Origin of the sequence: Geoalkalibacter subterraneus, assembly GCF_000827125.1 — a bacterium.
GTDB classification, from domain to species: domain Bacteria; phylum Desulfobacterota; class Desulfuromonadia; order Desulfuromonadales; family Geoalkalibacteraceae; genus Geoalkalibacter_A; species Geoalkalibacter_A subterraneus.
The window spans coordinates 1,940,820-1,961,207 of sequence record NZ_CP010311.1 but is presented as its reverse complement, the minus strand read 5'-3'; the positions used below and the strand labels follow the sequence as shown (position 1 = coordinate 1,961,207).

Sequence of the window (20,388 nt, the reverse complement as noted above, 5' to 3'; positions counted from 1 at the left end):
ATCAGATGATGGTAAAGGGCGACAGTGTCCAGAGAACCTTCGCTTCACCTTCGCCGATGTTATCCCATCGATGGGGCAGATGAGATTTGAACGAAAGGCTGTCTCCAGGCTTGAGAACGTGCTTCTCTCCAGCGATAGAGATGCGCAGGGTACCCTCCATAATATAGATCAACTCATCTCCCGGGTGAAACATGTTTTTATGACCGCTGGTGCCCCCTTCGGGAACGGTGCAGAGAAAAGACATGAACTGTGGATCGCGCAATCCCGAAGTCAGCGATTCAGTGTGCATATTGTTTTCATCATCATACACCGTCTTGTCGCGGTGTCCGGGCGAGGTAAAGACGACCTCATGGGTGGTGCTGACTTCTTCGACAAAATAATTGATGCTTTTATCGAAAACACCGGCCAGCTTCATCAGGATCTCGACGGACGGGATTGTCAGCCCACGCTCCACACGCGAGATCATGTTCGAGGAAACCCCCGATTTCTCTGCAAGCTCCTGAATCGTCATATCATTTTTCAGGCGGATAGCCTTGAGCTTCTTCCCGACGATTTTCTTGATGCGCATGCGTTCGGCCTCTTGCTGATAGCTTTATTAAATTGTGAACAATCCGAAGTTCATCACTGCGAGACATTGGGAGCCGGTGAAACAACCCATAAGATCTCGGTCTGTCCGGGGTAAACATTCTCCCAGCGATGGGGCAGCGATGCTTTGAATACGATAGAGTCACCCTCTTCGAGAACCTGAGGCTCATCTTCGATGACAAATTTGACACGCCCCTTGAGCACATAGGCGAATTCTTCACCATTATGCACCATCCCCCCTTCCCCGCTGCTGCACCCTTCGTCGAGAGTGTCGCAGAAAACTGTGAAGCCCGGGTCCCTGATGCCATGCGTCAGGCTGGTAATCTGGTGCTTGTCCTCGAAAAAGAAAATCGGTTCGCCGCGCCGTTGTTCGGTGCGCACCACGACGGTGCCCTTTTCGGCTTCCTCGACGAAATAACTGATACTCATGCCGAAGGCATCGGCGAGCTTCATCAGGATTTCAACCGAAGGGATGGTCAATCCACGCTCTATGCGTGAAATCATGTTTGACGATACACGCGATTTCGCCGCAAGTTCCTGAATCGTCATATCGTTGCGCAGGCGGGTGGTTTTAAGCTTTTTGCCGATCAGGTGCTTTACCATGGTACATTATCCCCCGAGTAGTAATAAAATGTCGTTCTATCATTTATGCGGAAAACTGTCAATACGATATGAGAAAAAGAAGTCCACAAATGGTAAGCCGGTTGTCAACCAAAGGAAGCTCGCCGGTTGACAACCGGGACAACTTCTTTATAATCCGACGGGCAGCCATTTCACAAAGGAGGTTTCCATTTTGATTTTGGACAATCCTGTTCTTGATAAACTACTTTCCGGCCACCCCCTGCAGCCCGAAGATGGCTTGGCCATTCTGCAGGCTCGCGGTGCCGAGCTGAGCAAATTTCTGGCAGGAGCCCATTTTCTGAAGGAAAAAACCTTTGGCGACCGGGTGCACCTGTGTTCCATAATCAACGCCAAGTCAGGGCAATGCCGCGAGAATTGCCGCTTCTGCGCTCAATCCTCTCATCATGCGACACAAGCCGCCATCTACCCGCTGAAAAGCGAAGAAGAGCTTGTGGCCGGGGCCCATGAAGCCGCCAAACGTGGAGCCCATTGCTATGGAATCGTCACCAGCGGCACCCAGATTGAAAAAGGTGCTGAAATGGACAGGATTCTGGAATCATTGCGACGCATTCGCCGGGAAACCAACATCGCGCCTTCGGCCTCTCTTGGCCTGTTGGACGAAGGATGGGCCCGGGCTCTGGCTGAAGCAGGCTGCGTCACCTATCACCACAATCTTGAAACGGCGCGCTCTTTTTTTCCGCAGATCTGTACGACTCATGATTATGAGCAGGATGTCGAAACGGTCCGTCTGGCCAAAAAAGCGGGCATGAAAGTGTGCTGCGGCGGATTGTTCGGTTTGGGGGAAAGTCTTGAACAACGGGTCGAACTGGCCATGACGCTGCGCGAACTCGATGTGGATTCAGTACCGCTCAATTTTCTCAACCCGGTTGCGGGCACCCCGCTGGAAAACGCCTCCGAGCTGACCCCGATGGACTGTATTCGTATCATTGCCCTGTTCCGCTACATGCTGCCGACCAAAGAAATCGCCGTGTGCGGGGGGCGCGAGCACAACCTGCGCGAACTGCAGTCCTGGATTTTCATGGCCGGCGCCAGCGGCACCATGGTGGGCAACTACCTGACCACCTCCGGACGCGATCTGCAAACCGACATGCTTCTGCTTCAGGATGCGGAGGTTCAAACCGATGTCTGCAAACATTGATCTTTGTCCCGGTGTTTTCGTCACCGGCACCGATACCGGAGTCGGGAAAACCCTGGTCGCCGCCGCCTTGGCGCAGCACCTGCGTAAGCTGGGACTGCGCGTCGGCGTGATGAAACCCCTTGAAACCGGGGTGGAAAATCCCGCAGAAGAAGGCCTCGATGCAGCGCTGCTTCGATGGGCGAGCGAGACCTCCGCCCCGCGTGACCAGGTCGCCCCCGTTCGCCTGTGCGCCCCCCTTGCCCCTTCCATGGCGGCTGAAATGGAAAAAACCTTCATCGATTTCGGCCACCTGGTGGAAACGAGCCGTCAACTGCGACGCAGCCACGATTTCGTGATTGTCGAGGGGGCCGGCGGGCTGATGGTGCCCATTGCCGGAGGGTTGCTCATCGCCGACCTGGTCCGCGCCATGGAATTGCCGCTGATGGTGGTGTGCCGCCCTACGCTTGGCACCATCAATCATACCCTGCTGACTCTCTTTACCGCTCGGCAGATGGCTCTGCCCACAGCCGGTTTCCTGGTCAACAACATGCCGCTGCATCCCGACAAAGCCTTGGCAGACACCCCGCACACCCTTGCGGCGCTGGCTTCTGCGGACCTGCTGGGTGTTTTCGACAACGCACCGCAGGATGATGATCGGCAGAAAGTGAAAAATCTCAGTGACCAGCTTGCGTCCCTGCCCACCTACAAGGTGCTGCGCCGCAACCTGGCCTGGCCCGAGATCGGTTCGGCCTGATCGCCAAACTCAACTGATAATAACTGTTTGTCGTTGGTTTGCAGTTCCCATGACAAGGGCCACTTTTCGCCATCCCTGGCCGTTTGATTGGCGCCATCCCTGGCGCCAAACACCCTTGTCATGGGAACTGCAAACCCACGAGGTGCCGATAAAAGTTTTTCAAAGAGGTTCTGTTCCATGGATACATCACAGCTCATTCAACTCGATCGCCGTCATGTCTGGCACCCCTGCACCCAGGAAAAAGACCATGAAGACTTCCCGCCGATCCCCATCGCGCGTGGCGAAGGGTCGTATTTGATCACTCCGGAGGGCGAACGCATCGTCGATGCGGTTTCTTCCTGGTGGGTCAACCTATTCGGACACAACAATCCGCGGCTCAACCGCGCTCTGCGCGAGCAGTCGGAGAAGATCGCCCATCATATCTTTGCCGGTTTCACCCATGAACCGGCAGTCGAGATTTCACGGCGGCTGGTGGAAAAAGCCCCCGAGGGGTTGACGCGCGTCTTTTTTGCCGACAACGGCTCCGCAGCGGTGGAAGTTGCCCTGAAGATGAGCTTCCAGTATTGGCAGCAGTCAGGCAAGCCGGGCAAAACCCGCTTTGTTTCAATCTCCGACGCTTATCACGGCGAAACCCTGGGAGCGCTGGCGGTCAGCGGCTGCGATCTCTACCGACAGATCTACCAGCCGATCCTGATGCAGGGATTCCAGGTAGCCGGCCCCGACTGCTTTCGCTGCCCCTACGGCCTGCATCGCGACCGCTGCCAGGCCGAGTGCTTTGCACCGATGGAACAGACGGTGGCCGAACACCACGAAGAGATTGCCGGGGTCATCATCGAGCCCCTGATTCAATGTGCGGCAGGCATGCGCATGTATCCGCCGGTTTATCTTGAAAAACTGCGGACCCTGTGCGACCGCTATCAAGTTCACTACATTGCCGACGAGATCGCCGTCGGTTTCGGCCGGACCGGCAAGCTGTTCGCCAACGAACATTCCGGCACAAGCCCTGACATCCTCTGCCTGTCCAAAGGGATTACCGGCGGTTACCTCCCCCTGTCGGTGGCGATGACGCAGGATGAAATCTACGAAGCCTTCTACGATGATTATTCATCCTTCAAGGCGTTCCTGCATTCCCACAGTTATACCGGCAACCCGCTGGCGTGCGCCGTAGCCGTGGAAGTCATGAATATTTTTGAACAGGAGAATATTCTGGAAAACCTCAAGCCGCGCATGGCTCTGCTCGATCACGCGCGACAGCGCTTCGAGGCCCATCCCCATGTGGGAGAGATGCGTCGCTGCGGCTTTGTGACGGCCATTGAGATGGTCGCCGACAAGAAAGACAATACCCCCTACCCCTGGCAGGAACGCCGCGGATACCAGTTCTTCCGCAAGGCGCTGGCCAAAGGTGCGCTTCTGCGCCCCCTGGGGAATGTCATTTACTTCATGCCGCCGCTTAATATTGAATTGGATGTGCTGGAGAATGTGGTGGAAGTGGCCTGGGAATGTCTCAATGACGTGACGTGATTGGCCGATGGCTGTCAGCCTTCGGCCCGCGAGGGATGAAAAGTGAGGAGTGAGTATTTTTCGCCTCACTCCTCACGGTTTCTCAAACAGGTTGGTCGATAAATTCCTCGTCCTCGTCATCGGTCTCCGGTTCCGGACCGATGCCGCGTAAAAATTCCAGCAGATGTTTGTTGAAGGCCTGGAATTTTTCCAGGTTGACCAAGTGCCCGCCTTTGAGGCTGACTGACCGAAAGCAATTGGGAAGACGGCTGGCCAAAAGGTCCGAGTGGCGCGGGTGCATCGCCTGATCCTGGTCGGCCCCGACTACCAGGGTCGGCAGAGAGAGGTTCTTCAGAATCGGCGTGTAGTCTTTACGCCGGCCGATTGCCTCCAGCCCGGCCGCCAGGCTGCGAGGGTCGGCTCCGCGAACCCACTCGCAGACTTCGCGCATATCCGCTGAACGTGATTTTCTCTTCCCCGGTGTCATCATCACCCGCAGGAAGGCCTCGCGCACCTTGTCGGTCTCGCCCGCTTCAAGAGCGGCTCGCAGTTCAGCGCGCTTGACTTTTTCCTGAACATCGTCGCCCACCGGCCGCGTCACGACAAAGCAGGCCCCGACCACGCGCTGAGGATAGCGTTCAAGAAGATCGAAAAGGACATATCCTCCCATGGAGATGCCGCACACCACTGCTCGACCGATTCCCAGGTAATTAAGCAGTCCCACAAGGTCGTCGCTGTACGTGGACAGTCCCTCCGAACTTTCGGCCCCCATGTCACTTTCACCGAAACCACGCAGGTCGGTCAGAATGACGCGGAAACCGTCAGCCACCAGTGGCTCCACCTGCTTGCGCCACATCTTCCGGTTCAAGGGGTAACCGTGGACAAACAGCACCGCCGGTCCTTTTCCAAAGTCGTCGTACCCGATCTGTGTCCCGTTGATATTTGCTTTCATGCGCTCCTCCCGCCCGTTGCGTCTATAGATGCCAGCCGTCTGCAAGGGTTGCCCATTGCCGTGTGGCTCTGAAAATCGTTTCTTCAGGAAAGAGCAATAGCTGTACCAAATTTTAAAATACAGTTTTAAAATCGTATATAGCCTTTGTTTTCGGACACCTGGGGCGTTCTACTTTGATCTTGAAGGGTGGGATTCGTTCTTTGCTGTATTGCAAAAATATTCAGGCTTTCAATTTTATATCTAGAAACAACTTTATAATATTCGATCTAAGCTATTGCCAGGCAGGCATTATTCTATTTTTATGCAATTCGGCGAAAAGATTTCGCATTTCTGCAAAACACTTTTTGTTTAATTTATCCTATATGGAAAAACTGCGGGTTATCCCACCTTGTCGATGCTGATGATTTTATGAGATGCATCGAAGCACAATCGGAAGCGCCCATGAATGCCGGTGGCGGTGACGAAGGAACGCAGATTGCCCGCCGGCAGACGCACCCTGCGGCCGTCTTCGGCTCGCACCTGAATGAATCGAGCAGTTCCCTTGTAGTAACGCAGATAGTCTTCCGCCGACAGGTCAACGCGAAAATAGGTCACGAACATGGGCTTCTCAGGAAGGAATCAATATTATTCACCTTGCTCTCGGCAGGCATTGAGACCGGAAAGAAGATCCGGGAGTCTGCTCGACGGAAACACGTCTGTGGGCCCGGTCGGTGGCAGGCGCCAGCGATGCACTCTCATCGACCCAAGCTCCGTTCCGGTTGCCGTAAACCCCGCTGGTGCTGACGTAAACCAACCGCTCCGGTTTCTGATGAGCCAACACTGTATTGCAGAACGACTTCATGCGCGAATCTTCTATCCCTGTAGAGGGAGGCGGCGCAAAGTAGTACACCAGCTTCTCGTTCAAGGACAGGTCTTTCAGGGACTCCGGCCAATCAAGATCGCCTTCGACCACCTCCATACCCAGCGCTTTCAGTTTCTCCGCATGGGTGGGGCTGCGCACCAGGGCGGCTACTCTCTCCCCTTTTTCCCGCCAGAGTGCGGCGACTTTTCTCCCAAGCCCTCCACAGCCGACAATAAAAACGCCGTTCATGAATCGCTCTCCGAGGACGCCAGGCTTTTTTCGACAATCTCGCCGACATCGCGGGAAAGATCTTCCCGGGCGGCAATCCGCTCGAGCTGCGCCTTCATCATCTGCTGTCTTTTGGGATCATAGCGCCGCCAGCGTCCCAGCGGTGTCGTCAGCCTTGCGGCCACCTGCGGGTTGAATGAATCGATCTCCAGGATCCGATCGGCCAGAAACGCATATCCGCGTCCATCCTCGGCATGAAAGTGATAGGGGTTTCCCTGACAGAAGGCACCGATCAAGGCACGCACGCGATTCGGGTTCTTGATGTTGAAGGCTTCATGCTGCAGTAGACTTTCGACGATCTCCGGGGTCTGCGGCAGCGAAGACTGCGCCTGCAGGCTCAACCACTTGTCGATGACCAGCGGCTCACTCTTCCATTGACGATAAAAGGCGGCAATCTGCTCTTCGCGCTGGGGGCTGTCCCGATGCGTGAGGATGCCGAGTGCAGCAAGAACATCGGTCATATTGTGAGCCAGCTGCGCCTGGTTGGCACACAGCTCGATAAAAATTTCTTCGTCAAGCAGTGAAAGATAGCTCAAACAGGCATTTTTCAAAGAACGCCGACCGACTGTAGCCGCGTCGACCTGTTTCGGATCGGCTTCGAGGTTGTCCTGCCAGGTATTAAGAAACGTTTTGCGCAGATCGGCTGCCAGATGCTCTCTCAGCCACTGACGCGCGTGATGAATGGCGGAGGGGTCCGCAACGTCCATCTGGTCCGCAAGGTAGTTTTCATCCGGCAGGATCAGGCATTGGGCTTTGAAGGCCCGGTCAAGGTGAGGGTTCTCCAGGGTGTCCCGCAAGGCATCGCTCAGGCGATTATCTGCGTGCAGCGGCCGTCCCTCGCGCAGATCGTCAACCAGGCGCAGCAGAATGCGGACGGCGAGCTGCTGACCTGCATCCCAGCGATTGAATTCATCTTCATCATGCCCGGCCAGAAAAGCGAGTTCTTCATCTGCATAATCACACTTCATCTTGACGGGAGCCGAGAAACCACGCAGAAGCGACGGGACCGGCTCCTGCTTCACATCCACGAATTCAAAGGTCTGGCGCGTCCGGGTCAGACTCAAGACCCTGTCCCGTGTCTCCTTCGCCCTGGATTCACCCTCAAGCTGCAGATGCATGGAGCGTCCCTTACGGTCGAGCAGGCCGACGGCAATGGGGATATGAAACGGCTCTTTGCGAGGTTGTCCGGGCGTCGGCGGACAACTTTGAGTGAAGGTGAGACAATAACGTTTCTGCTCCGCATCGTAGTGACGCTCCACTTGGACCTCGGGAGTTCCTGCCTGTTCATACCACAAGCGGAACTGGGACAGATCGATGCCGCTTGCATCCTCCATGGCGCGCACGAAATCCTCCGTGGTCACGGCCTGTCCGTCGTGGCGCTGGAAATAAAGGTCCATCCCGCCGCGAAAAGCTTTTTCCCCCAACAGGGTATGGATCATGCGGCTCACTTCGGCGCCCTTGTTGTACACCGTCAGGGTATAAAAGTTATTGATCTCCACGTAAGAACGGGGGCGCACCGGATGCGCCATGGGCCCTGCATCCTCCGCGAACTGCGGACCACGGATAATGCGGGCATCCGAAATGCGCTGAATGGGTCGCGCGGTCATATCGGCGCTGAATTCCTGGTCACGAAAAACGGTCAGCCCCTCTTTCAGGCTGAGTTGAAACCAGTCGCGGCAGGTCACGCGGTTGCCGGTCCAGTTATGAAAGTATTCATGGCCGATCACACTGGTAATGTTCTGGAAATCAGCATCAGTGGCTGTTTCCGACGCTGCCAGAACATATTTGGAATTGAAGATGTTGAGTCCTTTATTCTCCATGGCGCCCATATTGAAATCATCGGCGGCCACAATCATGTACTGATTCAGATCGCACTCCAGGCCAAAACGCTGCTCATCCCATCGCATCGCCTGTTTAAGCGACTTCATGGCATGAGCGCACTGACCGAGATGGCGTGCATCGGCATAGACCTGAAGGGTGATGGAACGGCCCGACGCTGTGGTATAGCTGTCTTCCAGGCAGGAGAGCTTCCCGCCAACCAGGGCGAAAAGATAGGAAGGTTTGCGAAAGGGGTCTTCCCATTCAGCAAAATGGCGCCCCGCGTCAAGGTCGCCATGAGCCACCAGGTTGCCGTTGGAAAGCAAGACGGGAAACTGCTCTCGCTGGGCCACCAGGGTCACCCGGTAAGTCGCCATGACATCCGGGCGATCAGGGAAATAAGTAATGCGTCGAAACCCTTCCGGCTCACATTGAGTACAGAAATTGCCGCCGGAAAGATACAGCCCCTCCAACGCAGTGTTCTTTTCCGGATGAATGATCACTTCTGTTTCCAGCGTGAACGCCTGCGGTACGCCTTCAATAACGAGGTGTTCATCATCAACCTGGAAATGGTCCGTATCGAGTTCCCGTTCATCGAGGCGGATAGAGCGCAGATCCAGGTGCTTTCCGTTAAGGATGAGCTGATCTTCCTTCGCATCAGCTTCGGGATTGCGCCTCATTGCAAGGGTTGCCCGCACCAGCGTTGCAGCAGGGTCGAGTTCGAAACGAAGATCGACGGAATCAACCAGGTACGAAGCGGGGCGATAATCTTCAAGACGGAGGGCTTTGTTTTTTTTCATCATATCCTTTCCTGAGCATGTGCAGGCCTGATTTGAGGCGGAACGGGCACCCGGTCGGCCCCGCACCGGATCTTCTTCATGGGCATTTTACGCAATATTTTCAGAATGGACACCTCTTTATCCCCTCTTTTTTCGGATGACGCAATCCATTCTCAAGAAAAATACGAGAAATTTAATGATGAGGTTCATTTTATTATTGAAAAAGCTCTTGCTATCAAGTATCTTCTTGATGTAAATAATATCTAATCATTAAATTCTACTTCACATGGGTACGCGGCATGAATATCGCTTCCAATCTAATGAACTGGCTCCAGGGCTTTCAGGCTCATCAGAATCAGGCTCCTCAGAGTTCTACCAGCGCCCAGGTCGGCAAGACTCCTGACCCGGCGGCGGAGTCCCCATCGAAAGCGGCTGAATCCTCTCCATCCGTTCGACGGGAAGGTGATTCCGTTCAGTTTTCGGAATTGGCACAGAAACTCAGCGAGTCCAATCGCGGCAACATCGATGCCCAGATCACTCCCGAAGAGCGCCAAGCCTTGTTCGCTCAGAAGGAACCGCAGACCTACAAGCCTTCACTGATGCAGGTCGCCCGTAAAATTTTCGGCTTCGGGGAAGCCTGACCCAGCGTTTGCCTGACTTCTCTATTCAACCACCCAAAAGCCGGCCTCTGCAGCCGGCTTTTTGCTTGCCCAACTCAGACCCTTAAAGTAACATTTGAAGTAGTGATCTGTTCACGACGATCTTTTGCGCGGCGATAAGAATCGCCGCCCCTTTTACGGAGAAAAACGTCTTTGTCACCACATTGCTGCTGGAATTCTGATCTGGACTCAATGGCGCAGTGCCATCGCCTGCAACCTGGGGACGAAGATCTACTTAACAATCGAACGCGACGCATCCGGGAGAAATGCTTCGATTGCCAGAATTTTCTGCGGGACATGGAAGAACTCGGACCGCAGGGCCACAGGGATATTCCTGAGCTATTTCACCTCGCCGTGGATGAACTCAAGCGGCGGCGCATCCAGAATCAGTTTCTGCAATCAGACCTTGAAGCCCGCAATCGGGAATTCCAGTTTCTTCACGAAGTCAGCTCCACCATTCAATCTTCTCTCGACCTTGATGAGATTATTTCGCTGGCTCTGACAGCGATCACTGCAGGTCAGGGATTCGGCCTCAACAGGGCGATTCTTCTGCTTGTCGACAAAGAGCGTCGCAATCTCGAAGGTTATGTGGCCGTCGGCCCAAGGCGAAGAGAGGACGCATCGCGCATCTGGCAGGAGATTGAAGAAAACCGCTTCAGTCTTCAGGAAATGGCGCAACGTTTCTTTGAACAGAAAATCGCCTCGGAAAAGGAGGTTTTTCGCGACCTGCTTGACTGCCTGTCCGTGCCTTTGGACGATTCCGATCATCCGTTTATCGAAACGCTCAACAGCGGAGAGTCCCGCCTGATCCATAACCTTCCGGAAGAACCCGGCATGCCGGCCGACCAGGTCGCTGCCCTCGAGGTGGCTGAAATCATTCTTGTTCCCCTCAAAAGCCGCAGCCGCCGTGTTGGGTTACTGCTCGCAGACAACATCATCAACACGCGACCCATCTCGCAGCACGACCTTGCTTCCCTGGAAACCTTCGCCCTGCCGGTTTCATTTGCCATTGAGCGCGCGGCCCTGCATGAGCAGCTTCAGGAAGAACTTGACAAGGCGAAAGAAGCAAACCGTCTCCTCGCAGAACAGCAGGAGCTGATCCTGAGGATGGAAAAAATGGCACTTGTGGGGAAAATGGTCTCCCACTTCTCCCACAATGTGCGCAACCCCCTGACGATCATCGGAGGGTTCGCCCGCTCTCTTGGAAAAAACATTCCGGAGCAGGATAATCGCAGGCATTTCATTGAATCCATCGTCCGCGAAACACGCAAGCTGGAAGAATTCCTCAACGAGGCGCTCAGTTATTCCGACGACCTTTTCCCGACCCTGGATGAATGGGATATCAACCACCTGGTGCGAACGGTTCACGGTGAACTGCGCGACGAACTCAACCGTTTGGGGATTAACTCCCGAATGGAGCTTGGCCAGGCACTGCCCCAGATCCGCATCGATTTTAAACAGCTGAGTTACTGCGTGCGTGCAGTGATTAACAATGCTATAGATGCCATGCCCAACGGCGGATTGCTGACCCTGGCAACCTATCAGCAGGATCAGCAGATCTGCATTTTTGTTCAGGATAGTGGGTACGGGATCGGCCCCGAAGAATTGGAAAACTTCCGCAAACCATTTTCAACCCCGGCAGGTAAAACAGCGGGGCTGAGCCTCTCTCTCTGCGCCCGGATCGTTGAAAGCCATGGTGGATCTCTCCAGATCGAGAGCGAGCCCGGACAGGGAACCCGTGTCCGGGTTTGCATCCCCCTGCCTTAATTTTCGGAGCCTTTATGTCCGACCTGTCATCAATCATCATACGCCAGGCCGTCCCGCTGAAATGCGGTGATCTCGCCGAAATGATACGCCTGGTCCGATCACTCTATCGCCTGTCCCGGATGCCGGAATACCGCTCTGCCGTTCAATCCGAAGCTCCTCCGGTTGCAGGTTTCGACCCCGGTCACGATTCGGTTATGATGGGATATGATTTTCATGTCACAGAGCAGGGCCCCCGCCTGATTGAGGTCAACACCAATGCCGGCGGCATACTGCCGACCTGGCTCTCGACTTCTCCTGAAAATACCAGTGAAAACGGCCTGAACAAATGGGCCCCGTCGCCGCGCAGACGCAATCAGTTGCTGGGAACCTTCGCCGAGGAATTTCGTCGTTTTCGCAAAGGCGAAATCAAAAAGCCGCGCCACATCCTTATCCTGGATGAAAACCCGCCTGAGCAGTTTCTTTATCCGGAGATGCAGGCCTTTGCCGACCTCTTTGAATCCTGGGGGGTCAAAGCGTCCATCGCAGACTCTGCCGCTTTGGATGCCGATGAAAACGGGGTCTGTTATCAGGGGGAGCCGGTCGATCTGATCTATAACCGCCATTGTGATTTTTATCTGGAAACGGACGAGATGTCAGCCATACTCGCGGCCTACCGGAACAGGCGCGTATGCCTGACCCCCAACCCTTTCACTTATGCCCTGCTGGGCGATAAAAGGCGCATGGTGATGTGGTCGGAGTATGAACGGATGAAAGCGGTGTGTGCAAACAGGCGAGTTCTGGAGACAGTGCAGCGCCAGGTTCCATACAGCACCCTATTGTCTCAACTCGGGCGGGACCAGGCCTGGCAGCAGCGAAAAGAGCTGGTTTTCAAGCCGGTTTCGCGTTTCGGCAGCCGCGGGGTTTACATCGGGGCCAAGATCAGCCGCAAGCGGTTTGCAACCCTGCCCGATCAAGACACTCTGGCACAGGCTCTGGTCCCTCCGTCGCAACTGACTCTACCGGGGAAGGAAAAACCCCACAAGGTGGACTTTCGTCTCTTTGCTTACCGAGACCGGATCCTTGCCGTCACCGCCCGCCTTTATCGCGGGCAGGTGACAAACATGAGTTCTGAGGACAGTGGTTTTGCCCCTGTCACCCTGACGTAACGATTCAGCAGTATATATAGCCCGCCTTTTGCTCTCCAGCTGCGTTGATTACTGTGCCCGTTCCAGCTTACTGGTAATGTTGTTGCGGATCCAGCTGCCATCCCACCATTCAATGGGATTCACAGGGATACCCGAAACAGTAACGCCGAAATGCAGATGATCGCCCCCTGCCATGCCGGTCGCTCCGGTTCGCCCCAGCGTATCTCCCTGTTTGATCCTGTCCCCCACAGCGACTTCGATCTGAGACAGATGAGAATAAATGGTCTGCAAACCAAGACCATGATCGATGATCACGCAATTCCCATAGATTCCGAAAAAATCAGCGAGAACCACAACGCCGTCATTGGCTGCGGGAACGAAGGCTTGTTGAGTTGAGGCCAAATCGATCCCCAGGTGAGTCTGCTCGTCGATTTTCTGCCCCTGATAATAATAGCTTCGATGATCCCCAAAACCCGCCATCGTGGCACCACTCATCCGCACAAAAGCTCCTTCCCAAAGAAAATCCGAGGCTGTCTGACGCCCGATTTCCTGCAGTTGTCGTCTGTTTTCACCCCTGAGTTCACGATTGACGGCCAGAAAGATGTCGAGAGGCGTCTGCGCTTGCGGAAACAGCTGCTCATACTGCACCATCTTGGTACTAAGAAAATTATCTGAAATATTGATGCGATCGCGACGAAACTGCCGGGCATTGGCGTGATAGTAGAATCCACCCCGACCTTCATTGCCGGCGAGGTCCACCGCAACGAGCCGGGGAGAGAAGTCGGAAGAAGACATGTCATGAGGAAAAGCGAACAGACAGGCATAATTGCCGTCCGCCAGGCGATAACCCGGGAAAAAAAACTCACCGGCACGAATACCGGATTTTTCGATCTCTTCATTGGCTGTATAGACAATGAGCCCGCTTCCCCCCTGGTTGATGTTATGGGCGGTACTGAGCACATTGACGCGCGGAGGCGTCCCGTCATAAGTCAGATTCAACACAACTTCATTGGTATTACCGGCACCAAAGCGATAAATAGAACGATCGGTCGCACGAATCCGCAGCTCCACAGGTCCATCGCGCAACTGTGCTCCCTGCAGGGAAAATTCCTCGGTGCTCTGCGCCACCCCGATATCAAAATTTTTAGCAAACAGTTCTTTTGTGACACCATTCTGACTGACCTCGACAAAAACATTTCTAAGTCCCGCGCCATCATTAAACTCGGCCCTCAATGCCTTATCGGACACATATGTAAGATCTCCATCCACAGTGATCTGCGGGCCATCCGTGTCACGGAAATAGATAAAAGCTCCGGCAATCAATGCCAGAAAAACAAGGACCATCAGGAACGAGCGGGTTTTACGCATCAGGGATTTCATATTTAATCAACCTTCTAACTGTGAGATAAGAGTATTCTGTAACCCTGGGTTGTTGCTGAATTAAACTACTCCCAGTGGTCGCCACGCTTTCGATGCAGTTCAATATTCAGGGATTCAACACGCCCGCGATCATTGATGAAAGAGCTGAGGAGCCAACTCACCAGACTGATGATCAAAGAGCCCAGCAGAGCCGTCCCGAATCCGTCGACGATCAGGCCGCCAATGACGCCGGAGACCATGAGCAGCAGCAAAGCATTGATCACGAAAGTGAAAAGTCCCAGGGTCATCACGTTGATGGGCAGAGTCAGGATAAAAAGTACGGGGCGAAAAAAGGCATTCAGGATGCCAAGCAGCGCTGCTGCAAAAAAGGCCGAAGCGAACCCGGCCACGTGAATTCCGTCAAGAAAGTAGGCGGCAACCATTATCGCCAGGGTAAGAATGAACCATCTCAGAAACAATCCGGCCAAAATCTTTTCTCCTTTTGTTCGAAACGCACTGCGGCGTCATTGAAATTCGAGGTAGTTTATCGGTCCCGAATCATTTTAACAACAAAAAGAGCGTTCGCCAGAAATCGCCCACCTCTCGCGTTGCCGTTGATCTTGGACCAGAACGTGAAGGACATCTTTGTTCTGCCCCGGATGTCAGCCTCTATTCGTGCCGCAAGGCCTCGATGGGATCAAGACGGGCCGCACGAATGGCGGGATAAAGACCAAAGACAATTCCAACCGACAGGCTGATCACCAGGGAGAGGATAAGACTCGAAATGGTCACCACGGTGGTCATTCCGGCAAACCATGTGATCAGCCAGGGAATCAGCAGCCCAACTCCAATTCCAAACAGCCCCCCTGCCGTTGAGAGAACCACCGTTTCTATGAGAAACTGCCCCACGATCTGGCCCTGCTTGGCACCGATGGCACGGCGGATTCCAATCTCGCGTGTTCTCTCCGTCACCGACGCCAGCATGATATTCATAATGCCGATGCCGCCGACCAGCAGGCTGATGCCGGCAATCGAACCCAGCACAATATTGAAGGTGCGCTTGGTGGCTTCCGCCTGGCGCAGCAGCGCCAGCGGAACCTGAATTTCATAATCCGTTTTACGGTGAAACCGCTCCAGCAGGGTTGTGATTCCCGTCGCGACGGATTCCACCTGTTCGGTCGAATCGACCTGCAGAATAATCTGGTGCAGTTCGACCTGCTCCAGGGAGCGACTACCCGATGTCATTCTCATGATCATATCACCGAAGCGATCCCGGGCCGTCGTCAGGGGGATGTAAATATCGTTTTCACGATCCGGAGCCTGGACTCCGCCGTTGCCCTGGTTTTCCTGCGACCGGACCACACCCACCACTTCGAACACATTTCCATGAACGACGATCTGTGAACCGAGGGGCTTTTCGAGAGCCAACAGCTCTCGGGCGACCGCCTCGGAAACCACCGCGGCGGAGCTGTGTCCTTCGAGATCGTCCTGCCCAAGAACACGTCCGACAAGCAGGGGGCGCTCGACCAGGTCGAACCATCCCGGGTTTACCCCCATCACCCTGACCTCCATCGCCCGTGAGCCATAGCGTGCTTCCTTGCGAACGGCTTTAACGGGGACGACGCGACGAACCTGGGAGAAGGTTTCCACGATGCGTCGCTGATCCTCATAAGTCAAACCATAGATACTGATGAAGGTGCGCTGCTTGGAAGCGCTTTCATCTTCCACCGGCTTAATGGATTTCAGCAGGATGTTGTCACTGCCGAGCCGCCGGATCTGCTCCAGGGCCTCCTGGCTGGCGCCCTCCCCTACGGACAGCATGGCGATGACGCTTCCAACGCCGAACACCATACCGAGCATGGTCAGAAAGCTGCGCAGGCCATTGAGGACCAGGTTCTTGATGCCGAGGCGGATGTTGCGGACAATGCGGAGCTTACGCATGATTCACCCTTCGATCCGGTCGATGAGACCATCGCGTATGTGAAGACGCTTATGGGCATGCGCGGCAATTTCCGCTTCGTGTGTGACCATGATGATGGTTTTGCCGCTCTGGTTGAGGGAGGCGAGCAGCTCCATGATCTGATTTCCGGTGGGTGTATCGAGGTTGCCGGTCGGCTCGTCGGCGAGAATCATGTCGGGGTCGTTGGACAGCGACCGGGCAATGGCCACCCGCTGCTGCTGCCCTCCTGAAAGCTCGTTGGGCCGATGGTCGAGACGATGCTCAAGCCCCACCAGTTCTGCCAGCTCCTCCGCCCGCCGCCGGCTCTCGTCTGCTTCCCAACCAAGGTAATATAAAGGCAGTTCGATATTCTCCCGCACGCTCAACTGAGCGATGAGATTGAAGCTCTGGAAGATAAAGCCCAGGTGCCGCAAGCGGACCTCGCTCAGATCATCGTCAACCAAATCGGCAATATTGCGCCCCTGGATAAAATACCGTCCACGGCTGGGTCGGTCGAGACAGCCCAACAGGTTCAGCAGAGTACTCTTACCGGAGCCGCTCGGCCCCATGATGGCCCAGAAACTGCCGGGCAGAAATTCGATGGAAACACCCGCCAGAGCATGCACCTCCTCGCCTCCCACCCGGTAGGTTTTCCAGACGTCCTCAAGCCGTATGGGAAGACCTTTGCGATCGGTCGGTGACAGCATCAGTCGTTCACCTCGGACGGAGTGACCGGCAATTCATCCTCTTCTTTTTCGCCACGTTCGGAACCTGAAGCCAGCGGAGGGGAGAGCAGCACCATATCTCCCTCCTCCAATCCGTCGAGGATGTGCACCATGCGGCGGTTATTGCGGCCGACCTCCACCGGCCGGGGGACATATCCGCGTGCGCCTTCGATATAGACCACCTGCAGACCATTGAGTACCGTCACTGATTGTAGAGGCACGAAGAGCGCGTCCTCAATCTCATCAATCAGGATCTCGGCCTGACAGCTCATGCCGGTCCGCAGTCCGGCCACATCACCTTCGAGATGAATATCCGTGTTGTAAACCTTGAGATCCGGATTGAGCCAGACGCTCATGGCATCGGGCAGAGGCGCAATGGAGGCCACCCGACCCTGGAAGATCCGTCCGGGCAGCGCATTGGTGGTAATCCGCACCGGCAGTCCTTCTTTCACCTGGTCCAACACAGATTCATGCACCTTGATCTGGGCTTTGACCGAATCGGGCGCCGGAAGATAGATCAACTCCTGCCGCTCGCGGACCTCCTGCCCCTCGTCAAGGGGTTCCACATTGCCGCGCCAGTTAGCCTGGGCCGATGTCGCATAAACCACCAGCCCGTCTTTCGGGGCATACAGGCGTGTTTTTGCGATCTGTTGCTCGATCTTCTCCAGCTTGGACTTCTCCCGGCGGTACTCGGAATCCTTGGCCCGCAGCTCCGCTTCGGCCTGAACCACGTCGGCACTGGCTTTTCTCTCGGCACGTTCAAGGGCCATCGCGGTCTGGCTGACCTGGCTCTCGAGTTCATCCAGTTCCCGCTTGTTGGAATAGTTCTTAAGCAGATCCAGCGCGGCCCGCGCCAGTTCAAGGTCGAGCTGTGCTTTCTGCGCGGCCAGCTCATCCGCCTGCAGCTCGGTCTGGGAGATGTATTTTTCCTTGAAGAGCACCCGCGACCATTCCAGTTTTTCCTGAGCGCGCCGCAACTCCTCTTCACGGATCGTAATTGTTGATTCCGCCTCCATGAGCTGTTTGGGGTAGTCGCCTTCCTTGTATTTGCGCAGATCCTCCACAGCGAACTGGGCGTCAAGCCGGGCTTTTTCCACGTCACTGCGGGCCTGGTTGCGAATAACTTCGAGGTTTTCGCGGCTGCGGATGTAGGCGGCTTCGGCGTTCTGCACGCGGATCTGCTGATCCACCAGGGCATCCTGGAGTTGGCTTGCGTCGAGTTCGATGAGCAGATCGCCCTTACGCACATGGCTGCCCTCTTCGACCAGCGAAAGAATAGTCGTACGCCCCTCGACTTCGTTTTTAATCACCACCTGGTCGCGGGCCTGGATGGTCCCCGCCTCCAGCACGCTGATGGTCAGATCGCCCCGCACGACCTCGAAAACCGCGCGCTGCTCTGCCTCGACAGCGCCTGGCAGAGCAGACAGACCGGACAGTGCCATCCAGATGGTTCCAACCGCGATGATCACCACGGCAATGAAGCTGAATATGAGAGCTTTCCGCTTAGTCATGAGTCCTTCCGGTCTTCTGTGTTGAGGTCCGCGACAGGATACTCGATCCACAGTCCCTTTTCATTGACCTGCAGAACACCCATGTCGCGCTGGAGGGCGAGTTCGGCGATGCGGTAGTTGAGCAGCGCGGATGTCAATGCGTTACGGGCGCTGACCAGGGCTTCCTGCGCTTCAAGCAGGTCACGGATTTCGGCCCGGCCGGCCTGCAGAAAAAGGCTGGTGCTCTCGACCCGTCGCTGGGCGACCCGTACCGCCTGGGCTTGAATGCGCAACCCTTCGCGAAACTCCAGAAGGTCGCGCAGCCCATTGCGCACTTCGAGTTTGATCCGGTCTTCAAGCTCCTGGAAACTGCGAACCTGTCGATCAAGGGCAATCAGGCTGTTGCGAAAAGTGTTGCGTTCCGCCGTACGCTCAAAGGGCAGATCCAGGCTCAGCAAGGCCGAATAAAAACCTTTTTCCGGACGCAGCTGAGCATTGTCGAGGCCGGCCGTCCCCAGCGAGCGCCTCTCACCGGCACGGGCGGAGCCGAGCAGGGTAAATTCACCACCCAGGGCATCGGCAGCGACCACCACCTTGCGCTGGGCGTCGTAGATCTGTTCCTGGCCAGAGCGCAGATCGAGCCGGTGCTCGAGTGCAAGCGCAACGGCACGCTGCGGCTCTATCTCGTAGGGCCCGGCAAAGCGCATGTCAGGCATCCGAAGTTCGATGGACGCATCGGCGGACAAAGCGGTGTCGGCGTCAGGGGGCGCCTGTTCGAGTTCAATGTTCAGGCGTGCCTGCGCTTTTTCCGCGAGTGACTGCAATACATCCCGGTCCAGTTCGAGTTGCGCATCAGGGGGAAGTCCGAGAAAAATTTTGAACTGATCCAGGGTGCTCGCATAGGACTGGCGCGCGCTCACCCAACGGTTGCGGGCCCGCAGCTCGTCCTGGCGCGCCTGGTCGACCTGGATCTCCGGGAGGCGTCCTGCATCAGCGAGACGCCGGGCCCGGCGGGTCGACGACACGAGGCGCCGATAGTTGTCCTCCGCATTTTCAACCTGGTCGAGCTGACTCAACACCCCCAGATAGCGTGTGGCCGTATCCACGGCGAAGGATCGTTTAAAGCGTTCAAATTCCCAGATGGCATACACCACGTCCCGCTCTGCCTGAACCAGCGGTTCGGTCACAATATGACGACCAGCCCCGCGCCAAAGCGGAATGGAGATGGAGGCGTCGGCGATAATTCCAAGACTTGAAGGGCGCTCGGCAGTGAGCAGCTTGACCAGATCAAACGCCAGGCTGGTGGTGAGTGCTGCGCCGCTTTTCAGGGTGCGGGAGAGTGAGGTCGAAGCGGAGCTTTCGCTGCCGGTCACCGTGCGCGAACCGCCCAGGTCGGTGCTGATGCCACTCTGAGCTTCACCGGAGAAAATATTGCGGAAGGTGTTTCTCTCCAGGTCCAGCACCAGCGCGGTCTGAAAGACATTCTCCTTGCGGTCCTGGAAATCACGGCTGGAGGCGGCGGCAATCTCCAGCGCCTCCTGCAGGGTGAGCCGGATGGGGCCGTCCGCCACCGGGATAGGCGGGGCAGCAGCCTCGTCCCGCGCGAAATCCTCGTCAAGGCCCGGCCAATGTTCGATATGCTCCAACTCTCCGCGACCAAGAGACGCCGGGTGAGACCTCTGCAGATTCTGAGCTTCAAGCAGCCGTTTGCGCAGAGTTTCCCCAGCACTTTCAATGGTAAACGGCTCAGTGCGCCCCAATGCTTCCTGCTGCTTGCTCGCGAGGATCTCCCGGGCCACATCGTCGGCACGGGAGAGATGTTTCTGCGGACCGGCACAACCGGCGAGCAGAAACACCGCGGCGATGATCCCCGGGATAAAACGCAGAAGCCGTGTGTCGCGAACGTGACTGGAGAAATGAAACGTCATGGTGGGTTGCTAAAAGTCCTGCGGTCGCCCTGCGAATGAAAGATAATCGAAATCTGAAAATTATCCAACATCTTACCTGTTTCGGGGCATATTGTGCAACAGAGATCGGAAAGACAGGGAG

The 20,388-nt window shown here is 55.7% G+C and carries 18 protein-coding genes; 6 read left to right on the top strand and 12 right to left on the bottom strand.

Going from position 1 to position 20,388, the window contains the following annotated elements:
• Position 1: 1 nt before the first annotated feature.
• Entirely contained in the window at positions 2-568 is a 567-nt protein-coding gene (locus tag GSUB_RS09040) for a helix-turn-helix domain-containing protein (RefSeq protein WP_040200380.1), read from the bottom strand.
• Positions 569-621: 53 nt separating this feature from the next.
• Positions 622-1,188 (bottom strand): helix-turn-helix domain-containing protein, encoded by a 567-nt coding sequence (locus GSUB_RS09035; protein WP_040200379.1) that lies wholly within the window; start codon positions 1,186-1,188, stop codon positions 622-624.
• A gap of 187 nt (positions 1,189-1,375) precedes the next feature.
• On the opposite strand from GSUB_RS09035, the gene bioB reads away from it, so the two are divergent.
• The 3 genes from bioB (at position 1,376) to bioA (ending at position 4,619) form a co-directional block, all read left to right on the top strand.
• Complete coding sequence (bioB, locus tag GSUB_RS09030) at positions 1,376-2,365, top strand: biotin synthase BioB (RefSeq protein ID WP_040200378.1); 990 nt, start codon at positions 1,376-1,378, stop codon at positions 2,363-2,365.
• Positions 2,349-3,098, top strand: coding sequence for a dethiobiotin synthase (gene bioD, locus GSUB_RS09025; RefSeq protein WP_040200377.1), 750 nt, complete (start codon positions 2,349-2,351; stop codon positions 3,096-3,098). The genes bioB and bioD overlap by 17 nt, the downstream gene beginning before the upstream one ends.
• Before the next feature lie 177 nt (positions 3,099-3,275).
• Entirely contained in the window at positions 3,276-4,619 is a 1,344-nt protein-coding gene (gene bioA, locus GSUB_RS09020; protein ID WP_040200376.1) for an adenosylmethionine--8-amino-7-oxononanoate transaminase, read from the top strand.
• Positions 4,620-4,701: 82 nt separating this feature from the next.
• Here the strand turns inward: bioA and GSUB_RS09015 are convergent, their stop codons facing one another.
• From GSUB_RS09015 to pepN, 4 genes are all read right to left on the bottom strand, one after another.
• Positions 4,702-5,550: an alpha/beta fold hydrolase gene (locus GSUB_RS09015; protein ID WP_052464828.1), complete on the bottom strand. Its 849-nt coding sequence runs from the start codon at positions 5,548-5,550 to the stop codon at positions 4,702-4,704.
• 378 nt (positions 5,551-5,928) lie between these two features.
• Positions 5,929-6,150 carry a DUF2835 domain-containing protein gene (locus GSUB_RS09010; RefSeq protein WP_040200375.1) on the bottom strand — a complete coding sequence of 74 codons (222 nt, stop codon included), beginning with the start codon at positions 6,148-6,150 and terminating at the stop codon, positions 5,929-5,931.
• A gap of 28 nt (positions 6,151-6,178) precedes the next feature.
• On the bottom strand, positions 6,179-6,640 hold the full coding sequence (locus tag GSUB_RS09005) for an NAD(P)H-binding protein (protein WP_052464827.1): 462 nt from the start codon (positions 6,638-6,640) through the stop codon (positions 6,179-6,181).
• Positions 6,637-9,300, bottom strand: coding sequence for an aminopeptidase N (pepN, locus tag GSUB_RS09000; RefSeq protein WP_200890132.1), 2,664 nt, complete (start codon positions 9,298-9,300; stop codon positions 6,637-6,639). Before pepN ends, GSUB_RS09005 begins: the two co-directional genes overlap by 4 nt.
• A gap of 275 nt (positions 9,301-9,575) precedes the next feature.
• On the opposite strand from pepN, the gene GSUB_RS08995 reads away from it, so the two are divergent.
• From GSUB_RS08995 to GSUB_RS08985, 3 genes are all read left to right on the top strand, one after another.
• The gene (locus GSUB_RS08995; protein WP_040200373.1) at positions 9,576-9,917 is read left to right on the top strand and encodes a hypothetical protein; all 342 of its coding nucleotides are present in this window, start codon (positions 9,576-9,578) and stop codon (positions 9,915-9,917) included.
• A 171-nt stretch (positions 9,918-10,088) separates the two neighbouring features.
• On the top strand, positions 10,089-11,702 hold the full coding sequence (locus GSUB_RS08990) for a sensor histidine kinase (protein ID WP_158414070.1): 1,614 nt from the start codon (positions 10,089-10,091) through the stop codon (positions 11,700-11,702).
• A gap of 14 nt (positions 11,703-11,716) precedes the next feature.
• Positions 11,717-12,847: a hypothetical protein gene (locus tag GSUB_RS08985; RefSeq protein WP_052464824.1), complete on the top strand. Its 1,131-nt coding sequence runs from the start codon at positions 11,717-11,719 to the stop codon at positions 12,845-12,847.
• 48 nt (positions 12,848-12,895) lie between these two features.
• Here GSUB_RS08985 and GSUB_RS08980 read toward each other — a convergent pair whose 3' ends face one another.
• The 6 genes from GSUB_RS08980 to GSUB_RS08955 all read right to left on the bottom strand — a co-directional run bounded on the left by GSUB_RS08980 (position 12,896) and on the right by GSUB_RS08955 (position 20,267).
• Positions 12,896-14,206 carry a M23 family metallopeptidase gene (locus tag GSUB_RS08980; RefSeq protein ID WP_235269769.1) on the bottom strand — a complete coding sequence of 437 codons (1,311 nt, stop codon included), beginning with the start codon at positions 14,204-14,206 and terminating at the stop codon, positions 12,896-12,898.
• A 65-nt stretch (positions 14,207-14,271) separates the two neighbouring features.
• Entirely contained in the window at positions 14,272-14,673 is a 402-nt protein-coding gene (locus tag GSUB_RS08975; RefSeq protein WP_040200371.1) for a phage holin family protein, read from the bottom strand.
• Positions 14,674-14,854: 181 nt separating this feature from the next.
• Entirely contained in the window at positions 14,855-16,126 is a 1,272-nt protein-coding gene (locus GSUB_RS08970; RefSeq protein WP_040200369.1) for an ABC transporter permease, read from the bottom strand.
• A 3-nt stretch (positions 16,127-16,129) separates the two neighbouring features.
• Complete coding sequence (locus tag GSUB_RS08965; RefSeq protein ID WP_040200368.1) at positions 16,130-16,831, bottom strand: ABC transporter ATP-binding protein; 702 nt, start codon at positions 16,829-16,831, stop codon at positions 16,130-16,132.
• Positions 16,831-18,360, bottom strand: a complete 1,530-nt coding sequence (locus GSUB_RS08960) for an efflux RND transporter periplasmic adaptor subunit (RefSeq protein ID WP_052464822.1) — start codon at positions 18,358-18,360, stop codon at positions 16,831-16,833. The genes GSUB_RS08965 and GSUB_RS08960 overlap by 1 nt, the downstream gene beginning before the upstream one ends.
• On the bottom strand, positions 18,357-20,267 hold the full coding sequence (locus GSUB_RS08955; protein ID WP_084211911.1) for a TolC family protein: 1,911 nt from the start codon (positions 20,265-20,267) through the stop codon (positions 18,357-18,359). Before GSUB_RS08955 ends, GSUB_RS08960 begins: the two co-directional genes overlap by 4 nt.
• Between the last annotated feature and the right edge of the window lie 121 nt (positions 20,268-20,388).

Excerpts from the sequence above, each read along its gene's own strand:
- GSUB_RS08985 (WP_052464824.1), top strand. The coding sequence starts at position 11,717 with ATGTCCGACCTGTCATCAATCATCATACGCCAGGCCGTCCCGCTGAAA.
- GSUB_RS09035 (WP_040200379.1), bottom strand. The coding sequence starts at position 1,188 with ATGGTAAAGCACCTGATCGGCAAAAAGCTTAAAACCACCCGCCTGCGC.
- GSUB_RS09040 (WP_040200380.1), bottom strand. The coding sequence starts at position 568 with ATGCGCATCAAGAAAATCGTCGGGAAGAAGCTCAAGGCTATCCGCCTG.
- GSUB_RS09005 (WP_052464827.1), bottom strand. The coding sequence starts at position 6,640 with ATGAACGGCGTTTTTATTGTCGGCTGTGGAGGGCTTGGGAGAAAAGTC.
- bioA (WP_040200376.1), top strand. The coding sequence starts at position 3,276 with ATGGATACATCACAGCTCATTCAACTCGATCGCCGTCATGTCTGGCAC.
- GSUB_RS08965 (WP_040200368.1), bottom strand. The coding sequence starts at position 16,831 with ATGCTGTCACCGACCGATCGCAAAGGTCTTCCCATACGGCTTGAGGAC.
- GSUB_RS08955 (WP_084211911.1), bottom strand. The coding sequence starts at position 20,267 with ATGACGTTTCATTTCTCCAGTCACGTTCGCGACACACGGCTTCTGCGT.
- bioD (WP_040200377.1), top strand. The coding sequence starts at position 2,349 with ATGTCTGCAAACATTGATCTTTGTCCCGGTGTTTTCGTCACCGGCACC.
- GSUB_RS08960 (WP_052464822.1), bottom strand. The coding sequence starts at position 18,360 with ATGACTAAGCGGAAAGCTCTCATATTCAGCTTCATTGCCGTGGTGATC.
- GSUB_RS08995 (WP_040200373.1), top strand. The coding sequence starts at position 9,576 with ATGAATATCGCTTCCAATCTAATGAACTGGCTCCAGGGCTTTCAGGCT.
- GSUB_RS08970 (WP_040200369.1), bottom strand. The coding sequence starts at position 16,126 with ATGCGTAAGCTCCGCATTGTCCGCAACATCCGCCTCGGCATCAAGAAC.
- pepN (WP_200890132.1), bottom strand. The coding sequence starts at position 9,300 with ATGATGAAAAAAAACAAAGCCCTCCGTCTTGAAGATTATCGCCCCGCT.
- GSUB_RS08980 (WP_235269769.1), bottom strand. The coding sequence starts at position 14,206 with ATGAAATCCCTGATGCGTAAAACCCGCTCGTTCCTGATGGTCCTTGTT.
- GSUB_RS09015 (WP_052464828.1), bottom strand. The coding sequence starts at position 5,550 with ATGAAAGCAAATATCAACGGGACACAGATCGGGTACGACGACTTTGGA.
- GSUB_RS09010 (WP_040200375.1), bottom strand. The coding sequence starts at position 6,150 with ATGTTCGTGACCTATTTTCGCGTTGACCTGTCGGCGGAAGACTATCTG.